The sequence below is a fragment of the Pseudomonas persica genome (assembly GCF_900291015.1).
GTDB lineage: Bacteria > Pseudomonadota > Gammaproteobacteria > Pseudomonadales > Pseudomonadaceae > Aquipseudomonas.
The window spans coordinates 132,692-155,665 of record NZ_OLKL01000048.1 but is presented as its reverse complement, the minus strand read 5'-3'; the positions used below and the strand labels follow the sequence as shown (position 1 = coordinate 155,665).

The 22,974-nt window shown below is 63.6% G+C and carries 16 protein-coding genes and 1 pseudogene; 11 read left to right on the top strand and 6 right to left on the bottom strand.

Translation table 11 applies throughout. The annotated features are described in order from the left end of the window. Positions 1-48 precede the first annotated feature (48 nt). From FQ664_RS23545 to FQ664_RS23535, 4 genes and pseudogenes are all read right to left on the bottom strand, one after another. Entirely contained in the window at positions 49-1,368 is a 1,320-nt protein-coding gene (locus tag FQ664_RS23545; RefSeq protein ID WP_144175257.1) for a TldD/PmbA family protein, read from the bottom strand. Next, a complete protein-coding gene (locus tag FQ664_RS23540) occupies positions 1,368-2,810 on the bottom strand; it encodes a TldD/PmbA family protein (protein ID WP_144175256.1) in 1,443 nt (480 codons plus the stop codon). Before FQ664_RS23540 ends, FQ664_RS23545 begins: the two co-directional genes overlap by 1 nt. A 31-nt stretch (positions 2,811-2,841) precedes the next feature. Further along, positions 2,842-2,955 (bottom strand): annotated as a pseudogene (locus FQ664_RS28340) (hypothetical protein); the annotation flags it as partial. After that, entirely contained in the window at positions 2,931-3,824 is an 894-nt protein-coding gene (locus FQ664_RS23535) for a LysR family transcriptional regulator (protein WP_144175254.1), read from the bottom strand. The gene FQ664_RS23535 and the pseudogene FQ664_RS28340, both read right to left, overlap by 25 nt. Before the next feature lie 124 nt (positions 3,825-3,948). Here FQ664_RS23535 and FQ664_RS23530 point away from each other — a divergent pair, with 124 nt between their 5' ends. The 3 genes from FQ664_RS23530 to FQ664_RS23520 are packed head-to-tail and all read left to right on the top strand — an operon-like array spanning position 3,949 to position 6,837. Next, entirely contained in the window at positions 3,949-4,929 is a 981-nt protein-coding gene (locus FQ664_RS23530) for a hypothetical protein (RefSeq protein ID WP_144175252.1), read from the top strand. A gap of 25 nt (positions 4,930-4,954) precedes the next feature. After that, complete coding sequence (locus FQ664_RS23525; protein WP_144175250.1) at positions 4,955-5,914, top strand: 2OG-Fe(II) oxygenase family protein; 960 nt, start codon at positions 4,955-4,957, stop codon at positions 5,912-5,914. Positions 5,915-5,916: 2 nt separating this feature from the next. Then, positions 5,917-6,837 carry a DMT family transporter gene (locus tag FQ664_RS23520; protein WP_144175248.1) on the top strand — a complete coding sequence of 307 codons (921 nt, stop codon included), beginning with the start codon at positions 5,917-5,919 and terminating at the stop codon, positions 6,835-6,837. Positions 6,838-6,856: 19 nt separating this feature from the next. Here the strand turns inward: FQ664_RS23520 and FQ664_RS23515 are convergent, their stop codons facing one another. Next, positions 6,857-8,659 (bottom strand): acyl-CoA dehydrogenase, encoded by a 1,803-nt coding sequence (locus FQ664_RS23515; protein ID WP_144175245.1) that lies wholly within the window; start codon positions 8,657-8,659, stop codon positions 6,857-6,859. A gap of 691 nt (positions 8,660-9,350) precedes the next feature. Between FQ664_RS23515 and FQ664_RS23510 the strand changes: the two genes are divergently transcribed. Continuing rightward, positions 9,351-9,614, top strand: a complete 264-nt coding sequence (locus tag FQ664_RS23510; protein ID WP_144175243.1) for a DUF3077 domain-containing protein — start codon at positions 9,351-9,353, stop codon at positions 9,612-9,614. A 210-nt stretch (positions 9,615-9,824) separates the two neighbouring features. On the opposite strand, the gene putA is transcribed toward FQ664_RS23510, so the two are convergent. Continuing rightward, positions 9,825-13,778, bottom strand: coding sequence for a trifunctional transcriptional regulator/proline dehydrogenase/L-glutamate gamma-semialdehyde dehydrogenase (gene putA / locus FQ664_RS23505; RefSeq protein ID WP_144175241.1), 3,954 nt, complete (start codon positions 13,776-13,778; stop codon positions 9,825-9,827). 357 nt (positions 13,779-14,135) lie between these two features. Between putA and putP the strand changes: the two genes are divergently transcribed. The 7 genes from putP (at position 14,136) to FQ664_RS23470 (ending at position 22,967) form a co-directional block, all read left to right on the top strand. Beyond that, complete coding sequence (gene putP / locus FQ664_RS23500; RefSeq protein ID WP_144175240.1) at positions 14,136-15,614, top strand: sodium/proline symporter PutP; 1,479 nt, start codon at positions 14,136-14,138, stop codon at positions 15,612-15,614. 123 nt (positions 15,615-15,737) lie between these two features. Further along, positions 15,738-16,574: a 23S rRNA (adenine(2030)-N(6))-methyltransferase RlmJ gene (locus FQ664_RS23495; protein ID WP_144175238.1), complete on the top strand. Its 837-nt coding sequence runs from the start codon at positions 15,738-15,740 to the stop codon at positions 16,572-16,574. A gap of 220 nt (positions 16,575-16,794) precedes the next feature. After that, positions 16,795-18,552 (top strand): carbamoyltransferase family protein, encoded by a 1,758-nt coding sequence (locus tag FQ664_RS23490; protein WP_144175236.1) that lies wholly within the window; start codon positions 16,795-16,797, stop codon positions 18,550-18,552. Beyond that, a complete protein-coding gene (locus FQ664_RS23485; protein ID WP_144175234.1) occupies positions 18,536-19,666 on the top strand; it encodes a glycosyltransferase in 1,131 nt (376 codons plus the stop codon). Before FQ664_RS23490 ends, FQ664_RS23485 begins: the two co-directional genes overlap by 17 nt. Then, positions 19,666-20,562 (top strand): antimicrobial resistance protein Mig-14, encoded by an 897-nt coding sequence (locus FQ664_RS23480; protein ID WP_144175232.1) that lies wholly within the window; start codon positions 19,666-19,668, stop codon positions 20,560-20,562. The genes FQ664_RS23485 and FQ664_RS23480 overlap by 1 nt, the downstream gene beginning before the upstream one ends. Continuing rightward, positions 20,559-21,962, top strand: a complete 1,404-nt coding sequence (locus FQ664_RS23475) for a PIG-L deacetylase family protein (RefSeq protein ID WP_144175230.1) — start codon at positions 20,559-20,561, stop codon at positions 21,960-21,962. The genes FQ664_RS23480 and FQ664_RS23475 overlap by 4 nt, the downstream gene beginning before the upstream one ends. 48 nt (positions 21,963-22,010) lie before the next feature. Next, entirely contained in the window at positions 22,011-22,967 is a 957-nt protein-coding gene (locus FQ664_RS23470; protein WP_144175228.1) for a glycosyltransferase family protein, read from the top strand. Positions 22,968-22,974 lie beyond the last annotated feature (7 nt).

Here is a 22,974-nt window from a genome sequence, read left to right as displayed (position 1 = left end):
GAGTTCCTGTGGGAGCGGCTTTAGCCGCGAAAGGGCCGGCAAGTCCAGTCACAATGTCAGAGTCAGGCCTTTGACCAGTGCACCTGGCAAATGACTCGACCCGGTACTGCGCTGTCCATAGGTGCTGGTCGACAGGATCATCTCGCGCTCGCGGGTCAGGTCTTCCAGCTGGCTACCCAACAAGCTGTAAAGGCTGTCATCGAAGCGCATGGTGCTCACCGGCCCCTGGATCTGCCCGTTCACCACCCAGAAGGTGGCGAAGCGGGTCAGCCCGGTCATGCGCGCGGCCGGCAGGTCAGAGTAGTTCAGGTACCACAGGTTGCTGATGTACAGCCCGGTGCCGAGCCGCTCAAGGACCTGCTCGCTGGGCAAGCTACCCGGTGCAAGGCTTAACGCGCACGGCGATTCGTAACTGTCGGCACCATTGGCCAGCAGCTCGAATTCGGCCGCACTGCGCGCACTGATAAGCCGTTGCCGGGCCTCGCCTTGCTGGATCAACGGCACATCCAGGCGCGGTGAGCCTTCATCGGAAAACGCCGGGCTCAGCGAGCCGCTGACCTGCTCGGTGAAACTGACCAGCGGACTGAGCCGCGCATCGCCGTTGTACAGGCGCTGCAGGGCGCTGTTGCCAGTGGCCAGGGCCTGTGCGGAAAAACCGCCCCAGCACAGCATGCCGGCTATTTCGTCCATGGCCGCCGGGGCCAGGTAGGCGCGGTAGCTGCCAGGTTTTAGCGTGACTGCCGGGCGGCCAAGGAAGCCCAGCAGTTCCCGCGCCTGGCGCAGGCGTGCGGTGAAGTCGTCGGCGCTCCACTGCTGCCCGGCGTAGTTGGCCTTCACCGCCTCGCCGTTTTCGTGGAACAGGCTCCAGTCGAAGTTGAAGCTGTTGGCCTGGTGCCAGCCGAAAGCCCCGAACGAGCTGGCGAAGCCCCGGCAGATAGGGCCGGCGGCATAGATGCCGACCAGGTCCAGGTCACCGGCCTCGCGGTCGAGCAGGGCCAGTACTTCGCTCAGTTCGGGCAGCGGCTGCTCCTGCTGGCTTTGGCTGTGCCAGGCAGTTTCGTCCAGGCGCAGGTACGGGTCGACAGCCAGCAGCGGCAAGGTCTGGCGCAGTTGCTCCAGGGCCGCGATCAGGCGCTGACTGTCCAGTTGCGCGTCACCACTCAAGGTCAGCTGCTGCTCTGCCTGGCGGCCATCGCGTATCAGCCGCAGTTGTGCGCTGGCCTGGCTTACATCGCCAGCCTGGCGCACCTTGGCGTGGTTGAAGCGTACGAACTGTGACTGTTCGGCGCTGTAGCCGAGAGTGAACTGCTCGCCCGCTTGCAGGGCCTTGCGTACATCCCCGACCAAGGTTTCGAAAGCGTTTTTCATCAGGCGTCTCCTCCGAATACGTCGATCTGGCGGAATACGCAGGCCGGCGAGGCGTGGCCAACCCGCACCACCTGGTTGGGTTCGCCCTTGCCGCAGTTGGGCGTACCCAGCACCTGGAAGGTACTGCGGTCACCGACCGCCGCCAGGTTGCGCCAGAACTGCGCGGAGATGCCGCGGTAGTTGGGGTTCTTGACGATGCCCTTGAGCTGGCCGTTTTCGATCAGTTGGCCCCATTCGCAGCCGAACTGGAACTTGTTGCGTGCATCGTCGATGGACCAGGAGCGGTTGGTGCGCATCAGGATGCCGTGCTCGATGCCCTGGATCAGTTGATCCAGGCTCTGGTCGCCCGGCTCGATGTTGAGGTTGGCCATGCGGTCGATAGGCGCACGGTTCCAGCCGCAGGCACGGCTGTTGGCCACGCCATCCAGGCCGGAGCGGAACTGCGATAGCGCACCGCCCAACGGGCGCAGCAGCAGGCCGTCGCGGATCAGGAACTGCTTGCTGGCCGGGGTGCCGTCGTCGTCATGGCTGTAGCTGGCCAGCTCTTCGCCGATGGTCGGGTCGAAGGTCACGTTCAGCAGGCTGGAGCCGTATTGCAGGTGGCCGAAGTCGCTGGCTTTGATGAAGCTGGTGCCAGCGTAGTTGCGCTCGTCGCCGAGGATGCGGTCCATCTCCAGCGGATGGCCGATGGATTCGTGGATCTGCAGCATCATCTGGTCGGGCATCAACAGCAGGTCACGCGGGCCGCTGGGGGTGTTCGGTGCCAGCAGCAACTGCAGGGCCTCGTCGGCTACCCGGTGGGCAGCGCCGACCAGGCCGCAGCGCTCGATGATCTCGAAGCCGCCCTGCTGGCCGAAATTGTCGCGGCCCAGGCTGCGGCTCTGGCTGTCCTGGCCGTCGCTGGCGGTCACGCCCAGGCCCGGGAACAGGAAGCGCTGGGCGTGGCGCAGCTCGGCGCCGGCCGAGTTCAGGTAGGTCTGCTCGACCAGGCTCAGGCCCAGACTGGCCTGCCAGTCCACCAGGCGGCTGTCCTTGGGCACGCTGGCCGATTCGGCGGCGAGCAGGCCGAGGCAGTCGGCGAGGGTAGGTACGGGCTGGTCGAAGTTGGGCGAGATATGGTCGTGGCGTGCGCTGGTCACTGGCTGGTTGCGCAGGTCCAGCAGGCTGTGTCGGGCAATCTGCCGGGCCAGCGCCTCGGCTTGCTCCAGGGCGCGCTGCAGGCCAGGCTGGGACAGGTCGGCGGTGGCTGCATAAGCCTCCACGCCATTGACCCGCACGGTGAGCATGGCGCCTTCGTCCTGGCTGAAGCAGGGCGGTTCGGCGACGTTGCGGCGCACCGACAGCGCCTGGTGCGACTGTTTCACATGGCGCAGGGAAAACAACTCGGCCGTACTGCGCAGCGCGGCAAAGCGCTGGCGCAGCAGGGCGCTGGAATCGAACATTCGGAAGCCTCCGTGTACACGGTGGCTCCCCCTAGAACCACCCGTCTTGCATGGCGAGGCAGGTATCGTCGCGCGCCTCGGGCAATGCCAGCTCATTATGGCAGCCTGGTACTTCCCAGGTCAGGAAATAACGTGCGGCGGGCAACGATCAGGCGTTGTTCCCCCCTCTTTCTGGATGGCGGTCTTCAACATCCCGTTCAGATGCAACGCGACATGGTGAGAGGTATCCGTCAGCAGGTAGACATGATGCTCGGCAAGATCGGGCAAGCCCATCCCCTCCACGAGCGTGAGCGATGCATCACCGTTCTCCAGCCCTTCGACAATACCGACTGCCAGGCCACTCCTCATGCAGGCCAACACCGCATGCCAGTTGGCGCTTTCCAGCAGGATACGGTACGCAATGCCGTGGGCCTTCAGGGCCTGCAAGGCCGCCTCCCGGTACGGGCAGCCCTTCAACTGCAGTGCCAGCGGCAAGGGGCGGCCAGGATCGTGGTGGAAGCCAGGGGCCGCCGCCCAACGAGGTTTGGTCGAACGAAGCCACTCCCCTTGTTCCCAGGCCTCGCTGCTGACCGCCACTGCCAGGTCCAGGCGCTGTCGCGCAAACAGGTCGATGAGCTCTGCGCTGGACCGCGCCACGGCCTCCAGCTCCAGTTTCGGATTGCTGGCGACGAACACGGGCAAAAAGTCGCTCATGAGGTTGGCGGCATAGCCGTCGGGTACCCCCAGGCGCACCTTGCCGGTGATCTGCTGTGGCGACAGCGTAGCCAGCAGCCGGTCATGGGCCATCAGGAAGCGGGTCGCCTCGCCCAGTAGCTGCCGGCCTGCCGGGGTCAGCTCCACCGACTGGTTGCTGCGGGCGAACAGCTGTTGCCCGACCTTTTCCTCCAGCTTCTGGATTTGCGTGGTCACCGCCGACGGGCTGCGATGGACATAGTCGGCGGCATCCTTGAAGCGGCCCAGCCGGGCTACTGCCTGGAAGGTTCTCAGTACGTTGATGTCGAGGCCTTTGCCCATTGAGCCACCTGATTTAGCTGGATCGAACCAGCGCTTCGATTTATTCAACTGTACAGGCTTTATACCCCCTCTTACTGTGTGGGCAAGGCATAGCTCCCCCCGAAATTGCAAAGGAATGATACGGATGAGCCTGAACGACTTCGTTGTAGATGCACTTGCGCGCACCCCCTCGTACCAGCACGCTCGCTTATGGACTGTCGAGAACCATGAGAAGTACTCGACCCTGGCCCAGCCTGAGCCCCACCTTGAAGATGGGCATCGTTTCAACCACGAGATATTTCTGCTCATGCGTGCCTTGAATGAACAAGGTGTGGGTGAGGACGGGCTTTGTGCCGACGCGCGGGGGCAGGGTGCGCTCAAAAGTGTCATCGACAATGTTGCCGAGCGGTTGGCGGCGTTGAGCAGTGGGCGCCGACTGCACTACGTCGAGCTGGGCCCCGAGCCGATCAAGAGCACCTGCTTGCTGAAGCGAATAGCCCAGACTTCAAGCTCCATCCGCTACACCGCCATCGATATCAACCAGACCTCGGAACCCGCGATGAGCGAAGCTGTGCGTCCCATCGTGCAAGCCGATGGCAGCTTCAATTACATCGCCGCCGATTATCGCACCGTTACCCATGACGCTTTGCGTCATGATCAAGAGCTCACCCTGATCACCCTGCTTGGTTTTCAGGAGGGTAATGAGCTGCCGGTGAGCACGGGGAGACTGATCCGTAACCTTGCCGGTGACACCACCTACATTCTTTCGGAAATGCAGGTCTACGAGGAAGGTCTGGAGCGGCCCATTCTTGAGTTCTACGCCAACCCCAACATGCTGCAGTTCTCCCGAATGGTTGCGCTGCAACAAGGCTTTACCCCGTCGGGCGAGCACGAAGCCATCCTCGTACCTCTACGAATCCTGGATGAACCGATCCATGTGGCCGTGACCCTGCAGCCTGTGCAGCGCCTGCGGCAACAGGGGTACCTGCTGACCAACATCTGCCTCAAATACACGGCCGAACAGTTCCGTCGCATCAGGGCCCGACACTGCAACTGCAGTGTAGTGGACGAGTTTGTCAGCGGGGACGGCTCGGTGCGCTATCAAATCGCGAAGTACCTCCAGTAGCGACCACCCACAGGGACTGAACATCATGAACAACTCGGATACCTTACCCTTGTTCGAGCGCGGCGTAGGCCGCGTGAAGCTGGCGCTCAAGTCAACGTTGAGGCGCACGCCGCGAGCGTCGTCGCTCTGCCTGGGCGAGCAGTTTGCCTGGCGGGATGATCTGCTTCGACGACAAGGGCCCACCGTCACGGACACCCGAACGCTGGGGGAACTGGGTTATAGCCAAAGCCCGCACGCGAAAGTGGCGGTGGATACCATTACCGGGGTCGCTGTCGTCCATCGGTTGTTCACGCCCGAGGGTGTCGCGGCCTTGCAAGACATCTGCACCCGCCTGGAGGAAGGGGCGGGCGACAGCGACTGGATCATTTCCCGGCGCACACGAGGGGTGACGAGGTTGTCGTCGTTCATCAACGACATGATGTGCAGTCGCTCATTCCTGCTGGCCATCTCGCGCATCGCTGGCGTGCCGCTCGTGCCTTACCCCATGCTCAACGCCCGCTCGCAGATCAACTACTACTACCCCAAGCCTGTCGAGCAACAGCAGCAACTGGGCATGTGGCACACGGACGGCACCAATTATGTGCTGAACATCGTGCTGTCGGGGCCTGCCGACTACAGCGGTGGCGAGTTCCTGTTCCACAACGGTACTGTCGATACCTTTGATGCCCTGGATTACCGCACCTTCGAAGCCGCACGCCAGGACGAGCCCGGCGATGCCTTGTTCATCTATGGCAGCCGCCTGTTCCACGGCGTTCGCCCGGTGCTCAGCGGGCGGCGCATGTCACTGGTGCTGTCCTTCCATTGCCCTTACTTCGGTGACGACTCCAACCGTTTCTGGCACCTGGCCTCCGACGACGGCATTCCCGCGACCATCCCCAACTGGTTGGGGTTGCGCTGGGCCCTGCACCGCTCGGCTGCCCGACACTATGCACGTATAGGCATCAAGCCGATTACGTTCGAGGAATTGCATCACACAGGGGCGTGAATATGCCAAGCAGTGCGCCATACCTGATCCTGCTGCAAGTCATCTTTGTCCTTTCCTGGAGTTCCGGCTTCATTGGCGCCCGGCTGGGCACGGAGGACGCTGGTGCGATAAACCTGCTGTTCTGGCGTTTTTTGCTGGTCTGCATCTGCCTGCTGCCCTTTGTCTTGCACCGACTGCGTGTACTGTCATGGGCGCAGATACGTTACAACGCCGTGATCGGTTTTCTGGCCCAGTTTGCCTACCTGGTAAGCGTTTACATCGCCATCCGGGGCGGCCTGCCGGCGGGGATTGCTGCCATCATTTGCGCCTTGCAGCCATTGATCACGGCATCGATGAGCAGCAGGGACCACGGTGAACGCAGTGGCCGTCAGGAGTGGCTGGGGCTTGTGCTTGGGTTTGCGGGCGTCAGCGTAGTCATTCTGGGGGAGTACAGCCTGTCGACGGCCCGGCTTGACCTCTGGCTGTACGCGCTGCCGCTGATCGCTGCCATCACGCTGTCCATCGCCACGCTTTACCAGCGACGGCAGTCGGTTCTGGAGACAGACCACAGCAAGGATGGTTTGCTGATGCCACTGTTTCTGCAATCGACCGCGACGCTGGTGCTCCTCACCGCTACAGGCTTGCCGTTGGGCTTGATCGAAGTGCCTGCCAGCACCCAGGCCTGGGTGGCTGTCGCCTGGCTGACACTGTTCTCAACGTTCATCGCCTATTTGAGCCTGTGGATGTTGCTGACCAAGCTGACGGCGACCCGCGTGTCGGCGCTGGTTTATCTGGAACCACCAGTGACGTTGTTATGGGCTGCGTTGATGTTCGGCGACGCGATCCATTGGACAACCTACCTGGGCATTGCGGTAGTCGCTGCAGGAATCGCTATTGCTCGCAACCCCCGCAGTTCGGCATCGCCCGCCAAGTGTGCTCAGTGATGCAGTTAACAGGCGCGGTCTAGAACCACTCGTCTTGCATGGCGAGGCAGGTGTCGTCGCGCGCCTCGAGCAAGGCCAGCTCATTGTGGCAGCCCGGTAGTTCCCAGGTCAGGAAATAACGTGCGGCCTGCAGCTTGCCAAGGTAGAAGTCGCGGTCGGCGGGGGGGCCCTTGAGCAGGCCGAGTTCGGCTTGAATCGCCTGCTCCAGCCAGCGCCAGCCAATCACGCAGTGGCCGAAGGCTTTGAGGTACAGGGCCGAGTTGGCCAGGGCGTCGGCGACTTTGCCCTGGGCCAGGTCACCCAGCAGGGCCAGGGTCACAACTTGCAGGCGGTTGACCAGTTGCTCCAGCGGCTGGCGCAGCGGGTCGAGGTTCGGATGTTGGCTGGCGCGCTCGCCGGTGGCGGCGATTGACCGGATCAACTGCTTGAGGCCGGCGCCATTGTTCTGTGCCAACTTGCGGCCGAGCAGGTCGAGTGACTGGATGCCCTCGGTGCCTTCATGGATCGGGTTCAGGCGGTTGTCGCGATAGTACTGCTCCACCGGGTACTCGCGGGTGTAGCCGTGGCCGCCAAGGATCTGGATCGCCAGTTCGTTGGCCTTGAGGCAGAACGCCGAGGGCCAGGATTTGACGATCGGGGTCAGCAGGTCGAGCAGTTCCTGCGACTGTTTGCGGGTGCTTTCATCGCTGGCGGTCTGGGTGTCGTCGAACAGGCGCGCGGCATACAGGCCGAGGTCGAAGGCGCCTTCGACATAGGCTTTCTGGGCCAGCAACATGCGTTTCACATCGCTGTGCTCAATGATCGGCACTGCTGGGCTGTGCGGGTCCTTGTTGTCCGGTAGCCGACCCTGCGGGCGTTGGCGGGCATATTCCAGCGAATACAGGTAGCCGGCGTAACCGAGCATCACCGCGCCCATGCCGACGCCGATACGTGCCTCGTTCATCATCTGGAACATGCAGGCCAGGCCCTGGTGCGGCTGGCCGACCAGGTAGCCGACGCACTGGCCGTTGTCGCCGAAGTTCAGCGCGGTGGAGGTGGTGCCGCGCCAGCCCATCTTGTGGAACAAGCCGGCCAGCAGCACATCGTTGCGCGGGCCACGGCTGCCGTCCGGGTTGACCAGGTACTTCGGCACGATGAACAGCGAAATGCCCTTCACCCCGGGTGGTGCGTCCGGCAGCTTGGCCAGCACCATGTGCACGATGTTTTCCGACAGCTCGTGGTCACCGCCGGAGATGAAAATCTTGTTGCCCTTGAGCCGGTAACTACCGTCACCGGCGGGTTCGGCGCGGGTGCGGATATCGGCCAGCGACGAGCCGGCGTGGGGTTCGGTCAGGGCCATGGTGCCGAAGTAGCGGCCTTCGATCATTGGTTGCAGGAACAGACGCTTCTGTTCTTCGCTGCCGAAGCTCTCGATCAGGTTGGCCGCGCCCATGGTCAGGAACGGGTAGGCCGTGGTGCCGGCGTTGGCGGCCTGGAAGTGGGCGAAGCAGGCCTGTGAGACCAGGCTCGGCAGCTGCATGCCACCGACCTCGAAGTCACGGTTGGCGTTGAGGAAGCCGGCTTCGAGAAAGGCGTCGACGGCGGGTTTTACTTCGGGGATCAGCTCTGCGCGGCCGTCGACGTAACGCGGCTCGTTTTCGTCGGCCTTGCGGTTGTGCGGGACGAAGAACTTCTCGGCAATGGTGCGGGCAGTTGATAGCGCCGCATCGAAGGTTTCGCGGTTGTGCTCGGCGAAGCGTGGGCGCTGGGTCAGGGCCTCGGCGTCGAGGACTTCGTAGAGTTCGAAGGCGAGGTTGCGGGGGCTGAGCAGGGTCTCGGGCATGGTGGCGGTCCTGAGGCGGGATGCTGCGAGTGTAGGAGCGTCGTGGGTGGTAGGGACAGGTTAATTGGTTTGGGTGATATGGGTTTAGAAAAGGCGCTGCAACTGTCTTCGCGAACACCTGCCAGCCCCACCGCATTCCGGTCAGCATCCCGGCAGGTTTTTAGGTTTTTGCCTATTCCATGTAGTCCATTTCCCAAACATACTCCCAACCCCTCCTGGCCATTGCGCGGCTCTGGGTAGGGCCCTAGTCTCGGGTGGTCGCTGCCAAATCAGTGACCGGCTTTGACAGGCCGACCAGAAAATTCTCATGGCTTTCGCTTTTATGGCGGCTGTGTATGGGGCACCTCGTGTGCGCCGGGTTTTTTGGATTTTTCTACCGGTCTGTCAACCCATGCACAGCTGCCACCCTCCTGTTTGACAGCAGATGGTGGTGGCCCTTACCGAGAAAAATACCAATGCTGAAAATTGTCCCCGATCCACCCCTGAACACCCATTCACTCGAGATGCCCTCATCCAGGCCACGGACTACGCACTGAGGCTTATTGATGTGTCGCCTCGGCCGGCCCTTTCGCGGGCATGCCCCCTCCCACAGGTACGGTGCAAGTCTTGAAGCCTGTGGTGATCCTGTGGGAGCGGGCGTGCCCGCGAAAGGGCCGGTCCAGGCAGTCGAGAACTATCAGGGGATTGAACAATGACAACAGAAGACACCCAATTCACCGTCGGCAAGACTACCTCCTACCAGGGCGAGAATGGCACACACCCGCTTTTCCGCATCGAGCCCGGTATCCCGTGCAGGGACGCCCGCGAGCAGTCTTCGGAGTTGATGGGGTATGTCCGTGAATTGACCATTACCGGGCTGATGGATGAGAAGCCGATGATGATCTGGGCTGCCCATTACCTGAGTGCGATGGCCAAGGCACTGATGGATGATGCTGAGTTGGGGATGAAGCAGTGAGGGATTGGCTTCAGGTCGAGTGAAGGCCGCGAGGTGTTCGCCACAAAATTTTCTGCGCTTGGGAGATCGAGCGCCGCGCGGGCGGCGCTCGATCTCCCAAGCGCAGAAAATATTGTGGCAAAAACCTGGCAAACCACCCCAAATCTCAAGCCAGGCACCCATAAAAAAAGGAGAGCCAAAGCTCTCCCTTTTCTTCAACAACCTTCAGCCTCAGCCAATGGTCATCAGGCTGGCGTTACCACCCGCCGCAGCAGTGTTCACACTCACTGCCCGCTCGATCACCAGACGCTCCAGCGCAATCTGATGATCGCCGCTGGACAGCCCGTGCACACCCACGATCGCCCCGGCACGCTTGGCCACCTGCTGGCACACGCCGCGCAGCTGGTCCGAGTCGCCATGGTGGATCACGGCGTCGAACGCCACTTCATCCTTGTTCCAGTCCGCCACCAGCTTGACCTTGGCCTGCAGCTCGCGCGGCAGGCGGGCACGCAGGGCCTTGCCCGGCTCGCCGTCAGCCCATACCGCCGAGCTGCCAACCGCCAGCACTGCGGCGAACTGCGCCAGCAGATCGGCCTCGTTGTCGGCCAGGCACAGCACGTGCTCGCGCGGCAGGATGGTGTAGCTGTTGCGCTCGCCGGTCGGGCCAGGCAGCAGGCGGGCGATACCGCTCTGCGACTGGCTGGCGAACTGGCTGCACAGTGCGGCCAGGTCGGCCAGCTGATTGCTTTCGGCCCAGGCCTTCAGGCCGTGCAGCGGCTTGATCAGCTGCTCGTGCAGGGCGCGGTCAGGCTTGCCTTCGCCGTCCTGCTGCTGGAAGTGGCGGCCAATCGCGTCGGCCGGGCGGGTCGACAGCAGGCGGTACAGGTACAGCGGGCCGCCGGCTTTCGGGCCGGTGCCGGACAGACCTTCACCACCGAACGGCTGCACGCCCACCACCGCACCGACGATGTTGCGGTTGACGTACATGTTGCCGGCATTGGCGGTTTCCACCACCTTGGCGATGGTCTCGTCAATGCGGGTGTGCACGCCGAGGGTCAGGCCATAGCCGGAGTTGTTGATCTGCTCGATCAGCTGGTCCAGGTTGCGGCGGTTGTAGCGCACCACGTGCAGCACCGGGCCGAAGATTTCACGCTTCAGCTCGTCGAAGCTTTCCAGCTCGATCAGGGTCGGCATGACGAAGGTGCCGCGCTTGATCTCGGCAGCATCGGCAATGGCCACCTGGTAGACCGAGCGGCCTTTCTCACGCATGCCCTGGATGTGCTTCTCGATGCCGGCCTTGGCTTCGGCGTCGATCACCGGGCCAATGTCCACGGCCAGACGGTCCGGGCTGCCCAGGCGGCTTTCGGCCATGGCGCCCTTGAGCATTTCGATCACGCGGTCGGCGGAATCCTCCTGCAGGCACAGCACGCGCAAGGCCGAGCAACGCTGGCCGGCGCTGTCGAAGGCCGAGGACACCACGTCGATAACCACCTGCTCGGTCAGTGCCGAGGAGTCGACGATCATCGCGTTCTGGCCACCGGTTTCGGCAATCAGCGGGATCGGGCGGCCCTGGTTGTCCAGGCGGCCGGCGACGTTGCGCTGCAGCAGGCGGGCCACTTCGGTGGAACCGGTGAACATCACGCCTTTGACGCGCTCGTCACCGACCAGGCCGGCACCGACAGTTTCACCGCGGCCTGGCAGCAGTTGCAGTACGCCTTCCGGAATACCGGCCTCCAGCAGCAGGCGCACGGCCTGGGCGGCGATCAGCGGGGTTTGCTCGGCCGGCTTGGCCAGTACCGGGTTGCCGGCGGCGAGCGCTGCGGCCACCTGGCCGGTGAAGATCGCCAGCGGGAAGTTCCACGGGCTGATGCACACCACCGGGCCCAGCGGACGGTGGGCGTCGTTGCTGAAGTCGTTGCGTGCCTGCACCGCGTAGTAGCGCAGGAAGTCCACGGCTTCACGCACTTCGGCGATGGCGTTGGCGAAGGTCTTGCCGGCTTCGCGGATCAGCAGGCCCATCAGCGGCTGGATTTCGGCCTCCATCAGGTCGGCGGTGCGCTCCAGAATGGCAGCACGTTCGGCTGGCGGGGTGGCCTGCCAGATCGGTGCGGCATTCAATGCGCACTGGATGGCGTTGTCGACGTCGGCGACAGTGGCTTCCTGAACATGGCCGACCACGTCGCGGTGGTCCGCCGGGTTCAGCACGGGTGCGGCTGCGCTTTCGCTGGCGGCGCAGGCCAGCAGCGGGGCGGCTTTCCAGTCGTTGTGGGCGGTGGCCAGCATGGCGCAGGACAGCGAGGCCAGGCGGTGTTCGTTGGCCATGTCGATGCCGGCCGAGTTGGCCCGCTCGCTGCCATACAGTTCACGCGGCAGCGGGATACGTGGGTGCGGCAGGCCGATGCTGCCTTCCTGGGTGCCCATGCGCTCGATGCTGGCGACCGGGTCGGCGACCAGTTCCTGGATGGAGATCGAGTGGTCGGCGATGCGGTTGACGAACGAGGTGTTGGCGCCGTTTTCCAGCAGGCGACGCACCAGGTAGGCCAGCAGCGTTTCGTGGGTACCTACCGGTGCATAGACGCGGCACGGGCGGTTCAGCTTGCCTTCGGAAATCTTGCCGACCACCTGCTCGTACAGCGGCTCGCCCATGCCGTGCAGGCACTGGAACTCGTACTGGCCCGGGTAATAGTTCTGACCGGCAATGTGGTAGATGGCCGACAGGGTGTGGGCATTGTGGGTGGCGAACTGCGGGTAGATGGCTTCTGGCACGGCCAGCAGCTTGCGGGCGCAGGCGACGTAGGACACGTCGGTGTACACCTTGCGGGTATAGACCGGGTAGCCTTCCAGGCCTTCGACCTGGGCGCGCTTGATCTCGCTGTCCCAGTAGGCGCCTTTCACCAGGCGGATCATCAGGCGGTGGCGGCTGCGCTTGGCCAGGTCGATGACATAGTCGATCACGTATGGGCAGCGCTTCTGGTAGGCCTGGATGACGAAGCCGATGCCGTTCCAGCCCGCCAGTGAAGGCTCGAAGCAAAGACGCTCGAGCAGGTCGAGCGACAGCTCCAGGCGGTCGGCTTCTTCGGCGTCGATGTTCAGGCCGATGTCGTACTGCTTGGCCAGCAGGGTCAGCGACAGCAGGCGCGGGTAAAGCTCTTGCATCACGCGCTCGTACTGCGCGCGGCTGTAGCGCGGGTGCAACGCCGACAGCTTGATCGAGATGCCCGGGCCTTCATAGATGCCACGGCCGTGGGAGGCCTTGCCGATCGAGTGGATGGCCTGCTCGTAGGACGCCAGGTACTTCTGTGCGTCGTGCTCGGTCAGTGCGGCTTCGCCGAGCATGTCGTAGGAATAGCGGAAGCCCTTGGACTCGAAGCGGCTGGCGTTGGCCAGGGCTTCGGCAATGGTTTCGCCGGTGACGAACTGCTCGCCCATCAGGCGCATGGCCATGTCGACGCCCTTGCGGATCATCGGCTCACCGCTCTTGCCGATGATGCGGGTGAGCGAGGAGGTGAGGCCGGATTCGTTGTGGGTGGACACCAGCTTGCCGGTCAGCAGCAGGCCCCAGGTGGCGGCGTTGACAAACAGCGACGGGCTGTTGCCCAGGTGCGGTTGCCAGTTGCCGGTGCTGATCTTGTCGCGGATCAGCGCGTCACGGGTGCCCTTGTCGGGGATGCGCAGCAGGGCTTCGGCCAGGCACATCAGCGCCACGCCTTCCTGGGACGACAGCGAGAACTCCTGCAGCAGGCCCTGGACGATGCCGGCACGGCCACCAGCGCTCTTCTGGTTACGCAGTTTTTCGGCGATGCCGGCGGCCATCTTGTTGGTCGCTTCGGCCAGCGGGGCGCTCAGACGCGCCTGCTCCAGCAGCATCGGTACCACTTCCTGCTCGGGGCGACGGTAGGCGGCGGTGATCGCCGAGCGCAGTACCGACTGCGGCAGGATGCTCTCGGCGAACTCGAGGAAGCACTGGTGGCTGTGGTCGGGTTGAACTTCACCGGCGTCGTCGGTCAGGCTACCGGCATGGCCGTTGAGTTCGGTCAGGGTGGCACCACCCTCGAGCTTCTCCAGGTAGTTGAAGATCGCTTGCTTGATCAACCAGTGCGGTGTGCGGTCAATCGACTGCGCAGCTGCCTTGAGTCGCTCACGGGTCGGGTCATCGAGTTTGACCCCAAGGGTGGTCGTCGCCATTTCTTATCCTCGTTATTGCCACGGGCGTGGCCTAAGCTGATGTCAAGAGTAGCTGTAGGACAATTCGGGTGCAACCAGGTGCAACCCTAATTTTTCGTGTAAAAGGTGCAACTCGTCCGGCAGCTGTCTGCGCCCCCTGAAAACGCTGTTTTTTGGTACGTTTTGTTCTGAAAGGTCCGGTGACTTGCTCCAAAAGGGAGCAAGAACGCGGCTTTGTCGGAAAATGTCGGGGAAGGTGCAACTCGCAGGTGAAAAATGGTTGCACCTGCTTTGCGTTGTTGCATAGCATTCGCCGCCTGGGTGCAACCGCTTGCACGTGGTTGTGCATGAGATAAAAACAAACGCCAGGGCACACATATGGGCAATCCACTAACGATCACCTTCGTGATCTACATCGCGGCAATGGTGCTGATCGGCTTCGTGGCCTATCGCTCCACCAAGAACCTCTCCGACTACATCCTCGGCGGTCGCAGCCTGGGTAGCGTGGTTACCGCGCTCTCCGCCGGCGCTTCCGACATGAGCGGCTGGCTGTTGATGGGCCTGCCGGGCGCCATCTACTTCGCAGGCCTTTCCGAAGCCTGGATCGCCATCGGCCTGACCGTCGGTGCCTACCTGAACTGGCTGTTCGTTGCCGGTCGCCTGCGCGTGCAGACCGAGCACAACGGCGATGCGCTGACCCTGCCGGACTACTTCGCCAGCCGTTTCGAAGACCACAGTGGCTTGCTGCGGATCATCTCGGCCATCGTCATCCTGGTGTTCTTCACCATCTACTGCGCGTCCGGCATCGTTGCCGGTGCCCGCCTGTTCGAAAGCACCTTCGGCATGTCCTACGAAACCGCCCTCTGGGCCGGCGCCGCAGCCACCATCGCCTACACCTTCGTCGGTGGTTTCCTGGCGGTGAGCTGGACCGATACCGTGCAGGCCTCGCTGATGATCTTTGCACTGATCCTCACCCCGGTGATCGTGCTGATCTCCACCGGTGGTTTCGACACCACCTTCGCTGCCATCGAAGCGGTGAGCCCGGCGCACTTCGACATGCTCAAAGGGGCTACCTTCGTCGGCATCATCTCGCTGATGGGCTGGGGCCTGGGCTACTTCGGCCAGCCGCACATCCTGGCGCGTTTCATGGCCGCCGACTCGGTCAAGTCGATCGCCAAGGCGCGCCGCATCTCCATGACCTGGATGATCCTGTGCCTGGCCGGTACCTGCGCCGTTGGCTTCTTCGGCATCGCCTACTTCTCCGCGCACCCTGAACTGGCGGGCCCGGTCACCGAGAACCACGAACGTGTATTCATCGAGCTGGCGAAGATCCTGTTCAACCCGTGGGTGGCCGGCGTGCTGCTATCGGCGATCCTGGCGGCGGTGATGAGCACCCTGAGCTGTCAGCTGCTGGTGTGCTCCAGCGCCCTGACCGAAGATTTCTACAAGTCCTTCCTGCGCAAGAACGCCTCGCAGGTCGAGCTGGTGTGGGTCGGCCGCCTGATGGTGCTGGCCGTCGCCCTGATCGCCATCGCCATGGCCGCTAACCCGGAAAACCGCGTGCTGGGCCTGGTGGCCTACGCCTGGGCCGGCTTCGGTGCCGCCTTCGGTCCGGTGGTGCTGATTTCGGTGCTGTGGAAAGGCATGACCCGCAACGGCGCGCTGGCCGGCATCGTGGTTGGGGCGCTGACCGTGATCCTGTGGAAGAACTTCGACACCCTCGGGCTGTACGAAATCATCCCGGGCTTCCTGTTCGCCAGCATCGCCATCATCCTGGTGAGCAAGCTGGGCAGCCCGTCGCAGGCAATGGTCAAGCGCTTCGAAACGGCTGATGCGGCGTATCACGCTGACAAGTAATGCCCGTTGAATCAGTGGCGGCTTCTTCGCGGGTTTACCCGCGAAGAAGCCATCGCCGATCGACAGCCAGGCCTGACTCCGCCTGCAAGGCAAGGTAAACTTGCCACCCCCGCAGGAGTTGCCATGAACTATCGTCACGCCTTCCACGCCGGCAACCACGCCGACGTCCTCAAACACATCGTGCTGACCCGCCTCATCGCCCTGATGTCGCGCAAGGAGCAGCCGTTCGCCTACATCGATACCCACGCAGGGCTCGGCCTGTACGACCTGCAAGGCGACCAGGCGACCCGCACCGGCGAGTACCTGGAAGGTGTCGCCCGCCTGTGGAATCGCGATGACCTGCCGGCCATGGCCGATGACTATCTGCGTATCATCAGGCGCCTGAACGCCGATGGCGAGCTGCGCTACTACCCCGGTTCGCCCGAGCTGGCCCGCCGCCTGATGCGCCAGCAGGACCGCGCGCTGCTCAACGAAAAGCATCCCGAAGACGGGCCGCTGCTCAAGGAAAACATGAAGAAAGACCCGCGTGTGGTCGTGCACCTGGGCGAAGGCTGGCATGTGCCGCGGGCCTTGCTGCCCGTGCAGGAAAAGCGCGCGATCATGCTGATCGACCCGCCGTTCGAGCAGGCTGACGAACTCAAGCGCTGCACCACCGCCATGAAAGAAGCGATTGGCCGTATGCGCCAGACCGTCGCGGCCATCTGGTATCCGATCAAGGACCAGCGCTCGCTGACCCGCTTCTATCAGGACCTGACCAGTACTGGCGCGCCGAAGCTGCTGCGGGTCGAGCTGTATGTGCACCATCAGGACAGTCCGCAGGGGCTCAACGGCTCCGGCCTGGCCATCGCCAACCCGCCGTGGGGGCTGGAAGAAGAGCTTCAAGAGCTGCTGCCATGGCTGGCCAAAGAGCTGGCGCAGACCGCCGGCAGCTTCCGCATGGACTGGCTGGTCGCCGAATAATGTTGATTGCCTGTCCCAGCCTCATCGCCGGCAAGCCAGCTCCCTCAGGTACACCGCAGGTCTCAAGGGCGATGGTGTACCTGTGGGAGCTGGCTTGCCGGCGATGAGGCCAGTACAGGTTGCCGCGTTGCACACATGTTTGCGTTATAATCCCGCCCTTTAGCCGCCACCCGCCCAAGAGGCCGCTGGCGCATTTTTACCGAATGAAGAGGCTAATCCCTTGGCATTGACGATTCTTGGCCTGTCCGGCGCCCTTAGCCATGACCCTTCCGCGGCCTTGTACATTGACGGCAAGCTGATTGCCGCCGCCGAAGAAGAGCGCTTCGTGCGTGACAAGCATGCGAAGAACCGCATGCCCTACGAGTCGGCGAAGTTCTGCCTGGAACAGGCAGGCATCAAGCCATCCGACGTCGACGTGGTAGCCATCCCGTTCGCCCCGATCAGCCTGTTCGGCAAGGCGCGCTGGCACTATGCCAAGCGCTACTGGTACGCCCCGGACCGCGCTCTCGACGCCATCCTGATGGGCAACCGTCGCTACAAGCGCTACCGCAAGAAGATCGTCTGGTGCCTGGAGCAACTGGGTTTCGACCCGAAAAAGGTCAAGATCGAGCCAGTCGAGCACCACCTGGCCCACGCTTCCAGCGCCTACCACTGCTCGGGCTTCAAAGAGAAGACCGCAATCCTCGGCATCGACGGTAAAGGCGAATACGCCACCACCTTCTTTGGCTACGGCGAGAACGGCAAGATCCACAAGATCAAGGAATTCTTCGACCCGGACTCGCTGGGTGGCCTGTACGGTGCAATCACCGAGTTCCTCGGCTTCGAGATGCTCGATGGCGAGTTCAAGGTTATGGGCATGGCGCCGTATGGCGACGCCAGCAAGTACGACTTCTCGCGCCTGGCCAGCTTCGAAAATGGCGAACTGGTGATCAACACCGAGTACGCCAACGTCATCGGCCTGCGCCGCTATAAAGAGAAGGGCAAGGGCTTCTACTTCTCGCCGAAGCTGATCGAATGGCTGGGCCCCAAGCGCGAAGGCGATATCGCCGACGAGCCGTACATCCATTATGCGGCCAGCATGCAGGCACTGTTCGAGAAAATCGCCCTGCAGATGATCGACCACTATCTGGGCGACATCCTGCGTGAAACCGGCAAGCTGGCCTTTGCTGGCGGCTGCGCGTTGAACGTCAAGCTCAACCAGAAGATCATCGCCCGTCCAGACCTGAAAGAGCTGTTCGTCCAGCCGGCTTCCGGTGACGCCGGTACCGCCGTGGGTGCCGCCGCCTACGTTTCTCACGCCCGTGGCGTGCCGGTCGAGAAGATGGAGCATGTCTACCTCGGCCCCTCGTACTCCAATGAAGACGTGATCGCTGCCTGCGCCCGTCACCCGAACGCGCCGAAGTGGCGCAAGCTCGACGACATGCCGCAGCGCATCGCCAAAATCATGGTCGATGGCAACCCGGTGGCCTGGTTCCAGGGGCGCATGGAGTTTGGCCCGCGTGCCCTGGGTGGCCGTTCGATCATCGGTTGCCCGAGCGTGCCGAACGTGGCCGACCGTATCAACGAGCAGATCAAGTTCCGCGAACGCTGGAGACCTTTCTGCCCGTCGATGCTCGACACCGTCGCCCCGCAGATGATCAAGGTCGACCACCCGGCGCCGTTCATGACTTTCACCTTCGAAGTGGCTGAAGAGTGGAAGACCCGTGTGCCGGAAGTGGTCCACGAGGACGGCACTTCGCGTGCCCAGGTGCTCAAGCGCGAGTACAACCCGCGCTACTACGACATGATGAAGGCGCTGGAAGACCTGACCGGCAACGGCGTGTCGCTGAACACCTCGCTGAACCGTCGTGGTGAACCGATGATCTGCTCGCCGACCGACGCCCTGAACATGTTCTTCGGCTCGGACCTGCAGTACCTGATCATGGAAGACATCCTGGTTGTGAAGGACGGCGCGGCCCCGTATGACCAGCCGCTCTGAGCCGCGCATCCTGCAGTTCTGCCATGGCTATGACGGGCCGTTCCTGGACTGCGCCCGTCAGTACGCCAGCCTGTTCCAGGGGCGTGGCTACCAGGTCACCACGGTGTTCCTCACCGGTGCAGCCGACCCGCAGGTAGCGGTCGGCTGCGCGTCGGACGAGGTGCTGTTCCTGGAGTTCAGCTCCAAGGCCGTACGCGGTCTGAAGCTTGGCGCCATCCGTGCATTGCGGCGGATTGCGGCCGAGCGCAAGTTCGCCTTCTGCATTGCCCATCGCTTCAAGCCGATCTACGTGGCGTTGCTGGGCACCGGCTTGCCGGTGATCGGCGTGCACCATGCTTTCGGTGACTACCAGCGCAAGGGGCGACGCATCTTCGCCAACCTGTTCAGCAAACGCCTGAGCCTGCTGGGCGTGTCGGACGCAGTGCGTGACGACATGCGCCGCTGTCTGCCGCAGTGGCCGGCAGAGCGTATCCAGACCCTGTATAACCGTATCGACATCGACGCCCTGCAAGCGGCCCTGGTGCCGCGCGCCGAGGCCCGTCAGGCCTTGGGCCTGGATGCCCAGGCGTGGATTGTCGGCAACGTCGGGCGCCTGCATCCGGACAAGGACCAGGCCACCCTGCTGCGTGGCTTTGCCGAAGCGCTACCGGGGCTGCCGGCCGGTGCCCGCCTGGCGCTCCTCGGCAAGGGCCGCCTGGAAGCCAGGCTCAAGGCCCTGGCCGCCGAGCTGGGCATTGCCGGGCAAGTGGACTTCCTTGGCCAGGTGCCGGATGCGCGCCATTACTTCCAGGCGTTCGACGTGTTCGCCCTGAGCTCCGACCATGAGCCGTTCGGCATGGTCCTGCTTGAAGCCATGGTTGCCGGCGTACCCGTGCTGGCCACGGCCTGTGGCGGTGCCCGTGAAGTGGTCGAGGGTGTTGGCGTGCTGTTCCCGCTGGGCGATGCCGGGCAGCTGGCCCAGGCCCTGAAGCACATGGCCGTGCTCGATGGGCAGCAGCGCCAGGCCTGTGCCGAGCACATGCTGCAGCGCCTGCGTGAACGCTTTTCCGACCAAGCGGTGCGCGAAGCCTTCTGGCAGCTGCCGCAGGTCCGTGCGCTGGTGGGGAAGGCCTGATGCTCAACCGTATCCAGGCCTTCCGCGAGCGCGGTTGGCAAGTGATCGACGCCAAGGCCTACGCTGAGGCATGGGCCCGCTTTGGCGGTAGTGTCGCCACCCATCCGCTGGTGGTCGAGCAACTGGCGGACCTGGCGCAGATCCCGGTGCGTTACCTGGGCTGGCATCAGGCCGGCGAGCTGAAGGCCGCCATTCCCACCTGGGGGCGCCACCTCGCGCTGTCCAAGGACGTGCTCAAGCGTGCCGGCAAAAAGGCCCTGTTCGACCTGGGTAACGCCGAGATCATCCTGCCAGCAGCGGCCGATGCCGCCGCGCCGTTGCGCCATGCCGCGCGCTACCTGTCCGAACTGAACCAGGGCCGCTTCAGCGGCCTCAAGGCGCAGAAAGAACAGCTGGCCATGGCTCGCGCCCATGAAGACCTGTCGAAGAAGTTCCGCTACAACCAGCGCCGCGAGCTTCGCCTGCTGGAAGAGGCGGGCGGCGTGGTACGCCCGATCAGCGACTTCAGCGCACAGGAAATCGCCAGCATGTACTGCGACCTGTTCCAGCGCCGCTGGGGCTTCCCGGCCACCGGTGCCGAGCGCATGGCCGAGGTGCTGGAGCGCCTGCGCGAGTTGCTGATCGGCTCGGTGCTGCTGCTGGACGGCAAGCCGATTGCCATCCAGCTGGTGTACCGTGTCGAAGCGCCGGAATGGGTCAGCGTCGAGTACATCAATGGCGGTGTCGATCCTGAAACCAAGGCCTTCAGCCCCGGCAGCGTGCTGAGCTTCCTCAATACCCAGGCCGCCTGGGAAGACGCCCGAGCGCGCAACAAGCCGCTGCGGTTCTCGTTCGGCCGTGCCGACCGCGAGTACAAGGACCGCTGGTGCAACCCCGTGCCGGTGTATCAGGCGTGAGCCGCAAGCAGCAGTTGCTCAAGCGCCACCGGCGCAACAAGCGCCTGGGCCTGTTGGCGGGCCTGGTCACGCTGGTGGCCGTCGGTGTGTTCAGTTGGTGGTGGTTGCCGCTGCTGCTGTTGCCGCTGCTGTGGGCGGCCCATGAAGCCTGGTTTGCCGACCACCTGTTCTATGCGCCAGGTGAGGATTACGCCTACGATTTCGGCGACCAGACCCGGCAAGCCCCTGCCAGCCTGAACGGCGGCCTGCTCAAGGCTGAATGCGCGCTGCAGGGCGACGAAACCCTGATCCTCGAGCTACGGGTAAAAAGCAGCTGGCTGGGGCGTTTCCTCGACCCGCGGGTCGAGTTGCTGGCTGGTGAGCAGGCGGACCGGCAAACCTTCGAGCGCGGCGTCGATGGCGTGCGTTTTCTCAACTTGACCGGCTTTGCCGCACCTCTGCAGGCTGGCGCGCTGCGCCTGCGTGGACGGCATTGCTGGCTGCCGGGCCAGCCGCGCTTGTGGATAACCCCGGCGGTCGAGCTGCAACGGCGCCGGGTGATGGTGATCGCGCCGCATGCCGATGACGCCGAGCTGGCCGCGTATGGCCTCTACAGCCAGGCCGACGAAACCTGGGTAGTGACCCTGACCGCGGGTGAGATCGAGGCCGAGCACTATCAGCAGATGGGCCTGGCAAAGGCCGAGGCCGCGCGCCTGAAAGGCCGCCTGCGGGCCTGGGACAGTATCGCCGTGCCGCGCTGGGCCGGTGTGGCGCAGGCGCGTTGCGTGCAGTTGGGCTACTTCTGCCTGCAACTGCCTGCCATGCAGGCCGCGCCAGACCAGCCGGCCGCTTCCCGCGAGGCCGACCTCGCCGACATCCGCGTATTCCGCCAGTTCAACCCGTTTCCGCTGCCGGCCGACGGCGATGGCGCGCCGACCTGGCACAACCTGCAGGCCGACCTACGGGCCTTGCTGGAAATGGCCAGGCCAGAGGTGCTGGTGATGCCGCACCCGCAGCTCGACCCGCATCCCGACCACATCTGTGCCCAGGCTGCGGTGCTGGAAGCCTTGCAAGGCCTGGCCTGGCAGCCGCAAACCCTGCTGTGCTATGCCAACCATCTGCATGACAACGACCGCTGGCCGATGGGCGACAGTGGTGATGGCGTGGCCTTGCCGCCGCAGCTGAGCGCTGCCCAGGCCTGGGCACCCTGCAGCCTGGTGCTGGACCTGGCGACCCAGCGCGACAAGGCCATGGCCCTGGGCATGATGCACGACCTGCAGCCGCCGGCGCCGTTCAAGCGCCGCCTGCGCCGCTTGTTGCAGCGCTGGCTGGCCGGGCGGCGGCCGTCGCCTTACGGCGAGAACGAATTCTTCCGCAAGGCCGTGCGCCGACATGAACTGTTCTGGCGGCGTGAGCTGTAACCACGCCCCATGGTTGACCGCGATGGCGCAGAGCGCCCAAGGAACGCAATGAAAGTCCTATTTTTGGTGCAGAAGGAACAGCGGGCGATTCTCGACCGCCTGTACGATGGCGTCGCGGCCAACTGCGAGTGCGACCTGCGCTGGCTGAGCAGCGAAGACCAGCGTAACCTGCGCCGCTATTTCAAGCGTGAAGTGCAGGTCGAGCGCTATGACCGCATTGTGTTCTTCCTGCGCTTCAAGCAGGAAATCCGCCAGGCGGCGTTCATCCGCACCGTGCCGAACCTGGTCATCCTCGAGCACGATGCCTACCAGAACTACATCCCGTGCAAGTACACCGGCAAGTTCAGCGCCCATTACCGCAAGCTGCCCTGGGCGCGAGTGATCAGCTCCGGCTACATGGTCAGCGAGCGTCTGCGCCAGGAAGGTTTTGATGCCGTATTCGTGCCCAAGGGCTACGACGAGCAGTTGCTGGCTGACCAGGGGCGTGAGCGCGACATCGAGCTGGCCTTCGTCGGCAGCACCAACAGCGTGGCCTACAGTGGCCGCAAAGCGTTGCTGGACGAGCTGGGCCGGGTCGAGAGCCTGGTGGTGACCCGTACCAAATCGGGTGAGGACTACTGCAACACGCTCAACCGGATCCGCTTCTTCGTCAGTGCCGACGTCGGCATGGGCGAATACATGATCAAGAACTTCGAAGCCATGGCCTGTGGCTGCGTGTTGCTGGCGTATGACCAGGGCGCGGAAGAGAACCGCGCGCTGGGCCTGCAGGACATGCACAACGTGGTGTTCTATGACAGCATTCCCACCCTTCAGGAAAAGCTCCGCCGTTTGCGTTCGGACCCTGAGCTGGCCCGGCAGATTGCAGAAAATGGCCGCCATCTGGCGGTTTCCCGTTTCAGTTTCGCGGCAGTTGGACGTAGCATCGTCGACCACATGCGTCCGGCGCTCAGGCCCCACCCGCCGTTGTCTGCATGGCAGCGGCTGCGCCTGAAGCTGGGCATCTAACATAAGA

What these genes read in the sequence shown, in the direction of transcription:
- FQ664_RS23535 (WP_144175254.1), bottom strand. Translation starts at nt 3,824, where the DNA reads ATGGGCAAAGGCCTCGACATCAACGTACTGAGAACCTTCCAGGCAGTA.
- FQ664_RS23485 (WP_144175234.1), top strand. Translation starts at nt 18,536, where the DNA reads ATGACCAGCCGCTCTGAGCCGCGCATCCTGCAGTTCTGCCATGGCTAT.
- FQ664_RS23510 (WP_144175243.1), top strand. Translation starts at nt 9,351, where the DNA reads ATGACAACAGAAGACACCCAATTCACCGTCGGCAAGACTACCTCCTAC.
- FQ664_RS23520 (WP_144175248.1), top strand. Translation starts at nt 5,917, where the DNA reads ATGCCAAGCAGTGCGCCATACCTGATCCTGCTGCAAGTCATCTTTGTC.
- putP (WP_144175240.1), top strand. Translation starts at nt 14,136, where the DNA reads ATGGGCAATCCACTAACGATCACCTTCGTGATCTACATCGCGGCAATG.
- FQ664_RS23545 (WP_144175257.1), bottom strand. Translation starts at nt 1,368, where the DNA reads ATGAAAAACGCTTTCGAAACCTTGGTCGGGGATGTACGCAAGGCCCTG.
- FQ664_RS23540 (WP_144175256.1), bottom strand. Translation starts at nt 2,810, where the DNA reads ATGTTCGATTCCAGCGCCCTGCTGCGCCAGCGCTTTGCCGCGCTGCGC.
- FQ664_RS23480 (WP_144175232.1), top strand. Translation starts at nt 19,666, where the DNA reads ATGCTCAACCGTATCCAGGCCTTCCGCGAGCGCGGTTGGCAAGTGATC.
- FQ664_RS23470 (WP_144175228.1), top strand. Translation starts at nt 22,011, where the DNA reads ATGAAAGTCCTATTTTTGGTGCAGAAGGAACAGCGGGCGATTCTCGAC.
- FQ664_RS23530 (WP_144175252.1), top strand. Translation starts at nt 3,949, where the DNA reads ATGAGCCTGAACGACTTCGTTGTAGATGCACTTGCGCGCACCCCCTCG.
- putA (WP_144175241.1), bottom strand. Translation starts at nt 13,778, where the DNA reads ATGGCGACGACCACCCTTGGGGTCAAACTCGATGACCCGACCCGTGAG.
- FQ664_RS23515 (WP_144175245.1), bottom strand. Translation starts at nt 8,659, where the DNA reads ATGCCCGAGACCCTGCTCAGCCCCCGCAACCTCGCCTTCGAACTCTAC.
- FQ664_RS23525 (WP_144175250.1), top strand. Translation starts at nt 4,955, where the DNA reads ATGAACAACTCGGATACCTTACCCTTGTTCGAGCGCGGCGTAGGCCGC.
- FQ664_RS23495 (WP_144175238.1), top strand. Translation starts at nt 15,738, where the DNA reads ATGAACTATCGTCACGCCTTCCACGCCGGCAACCACGCCGACGTCCTC.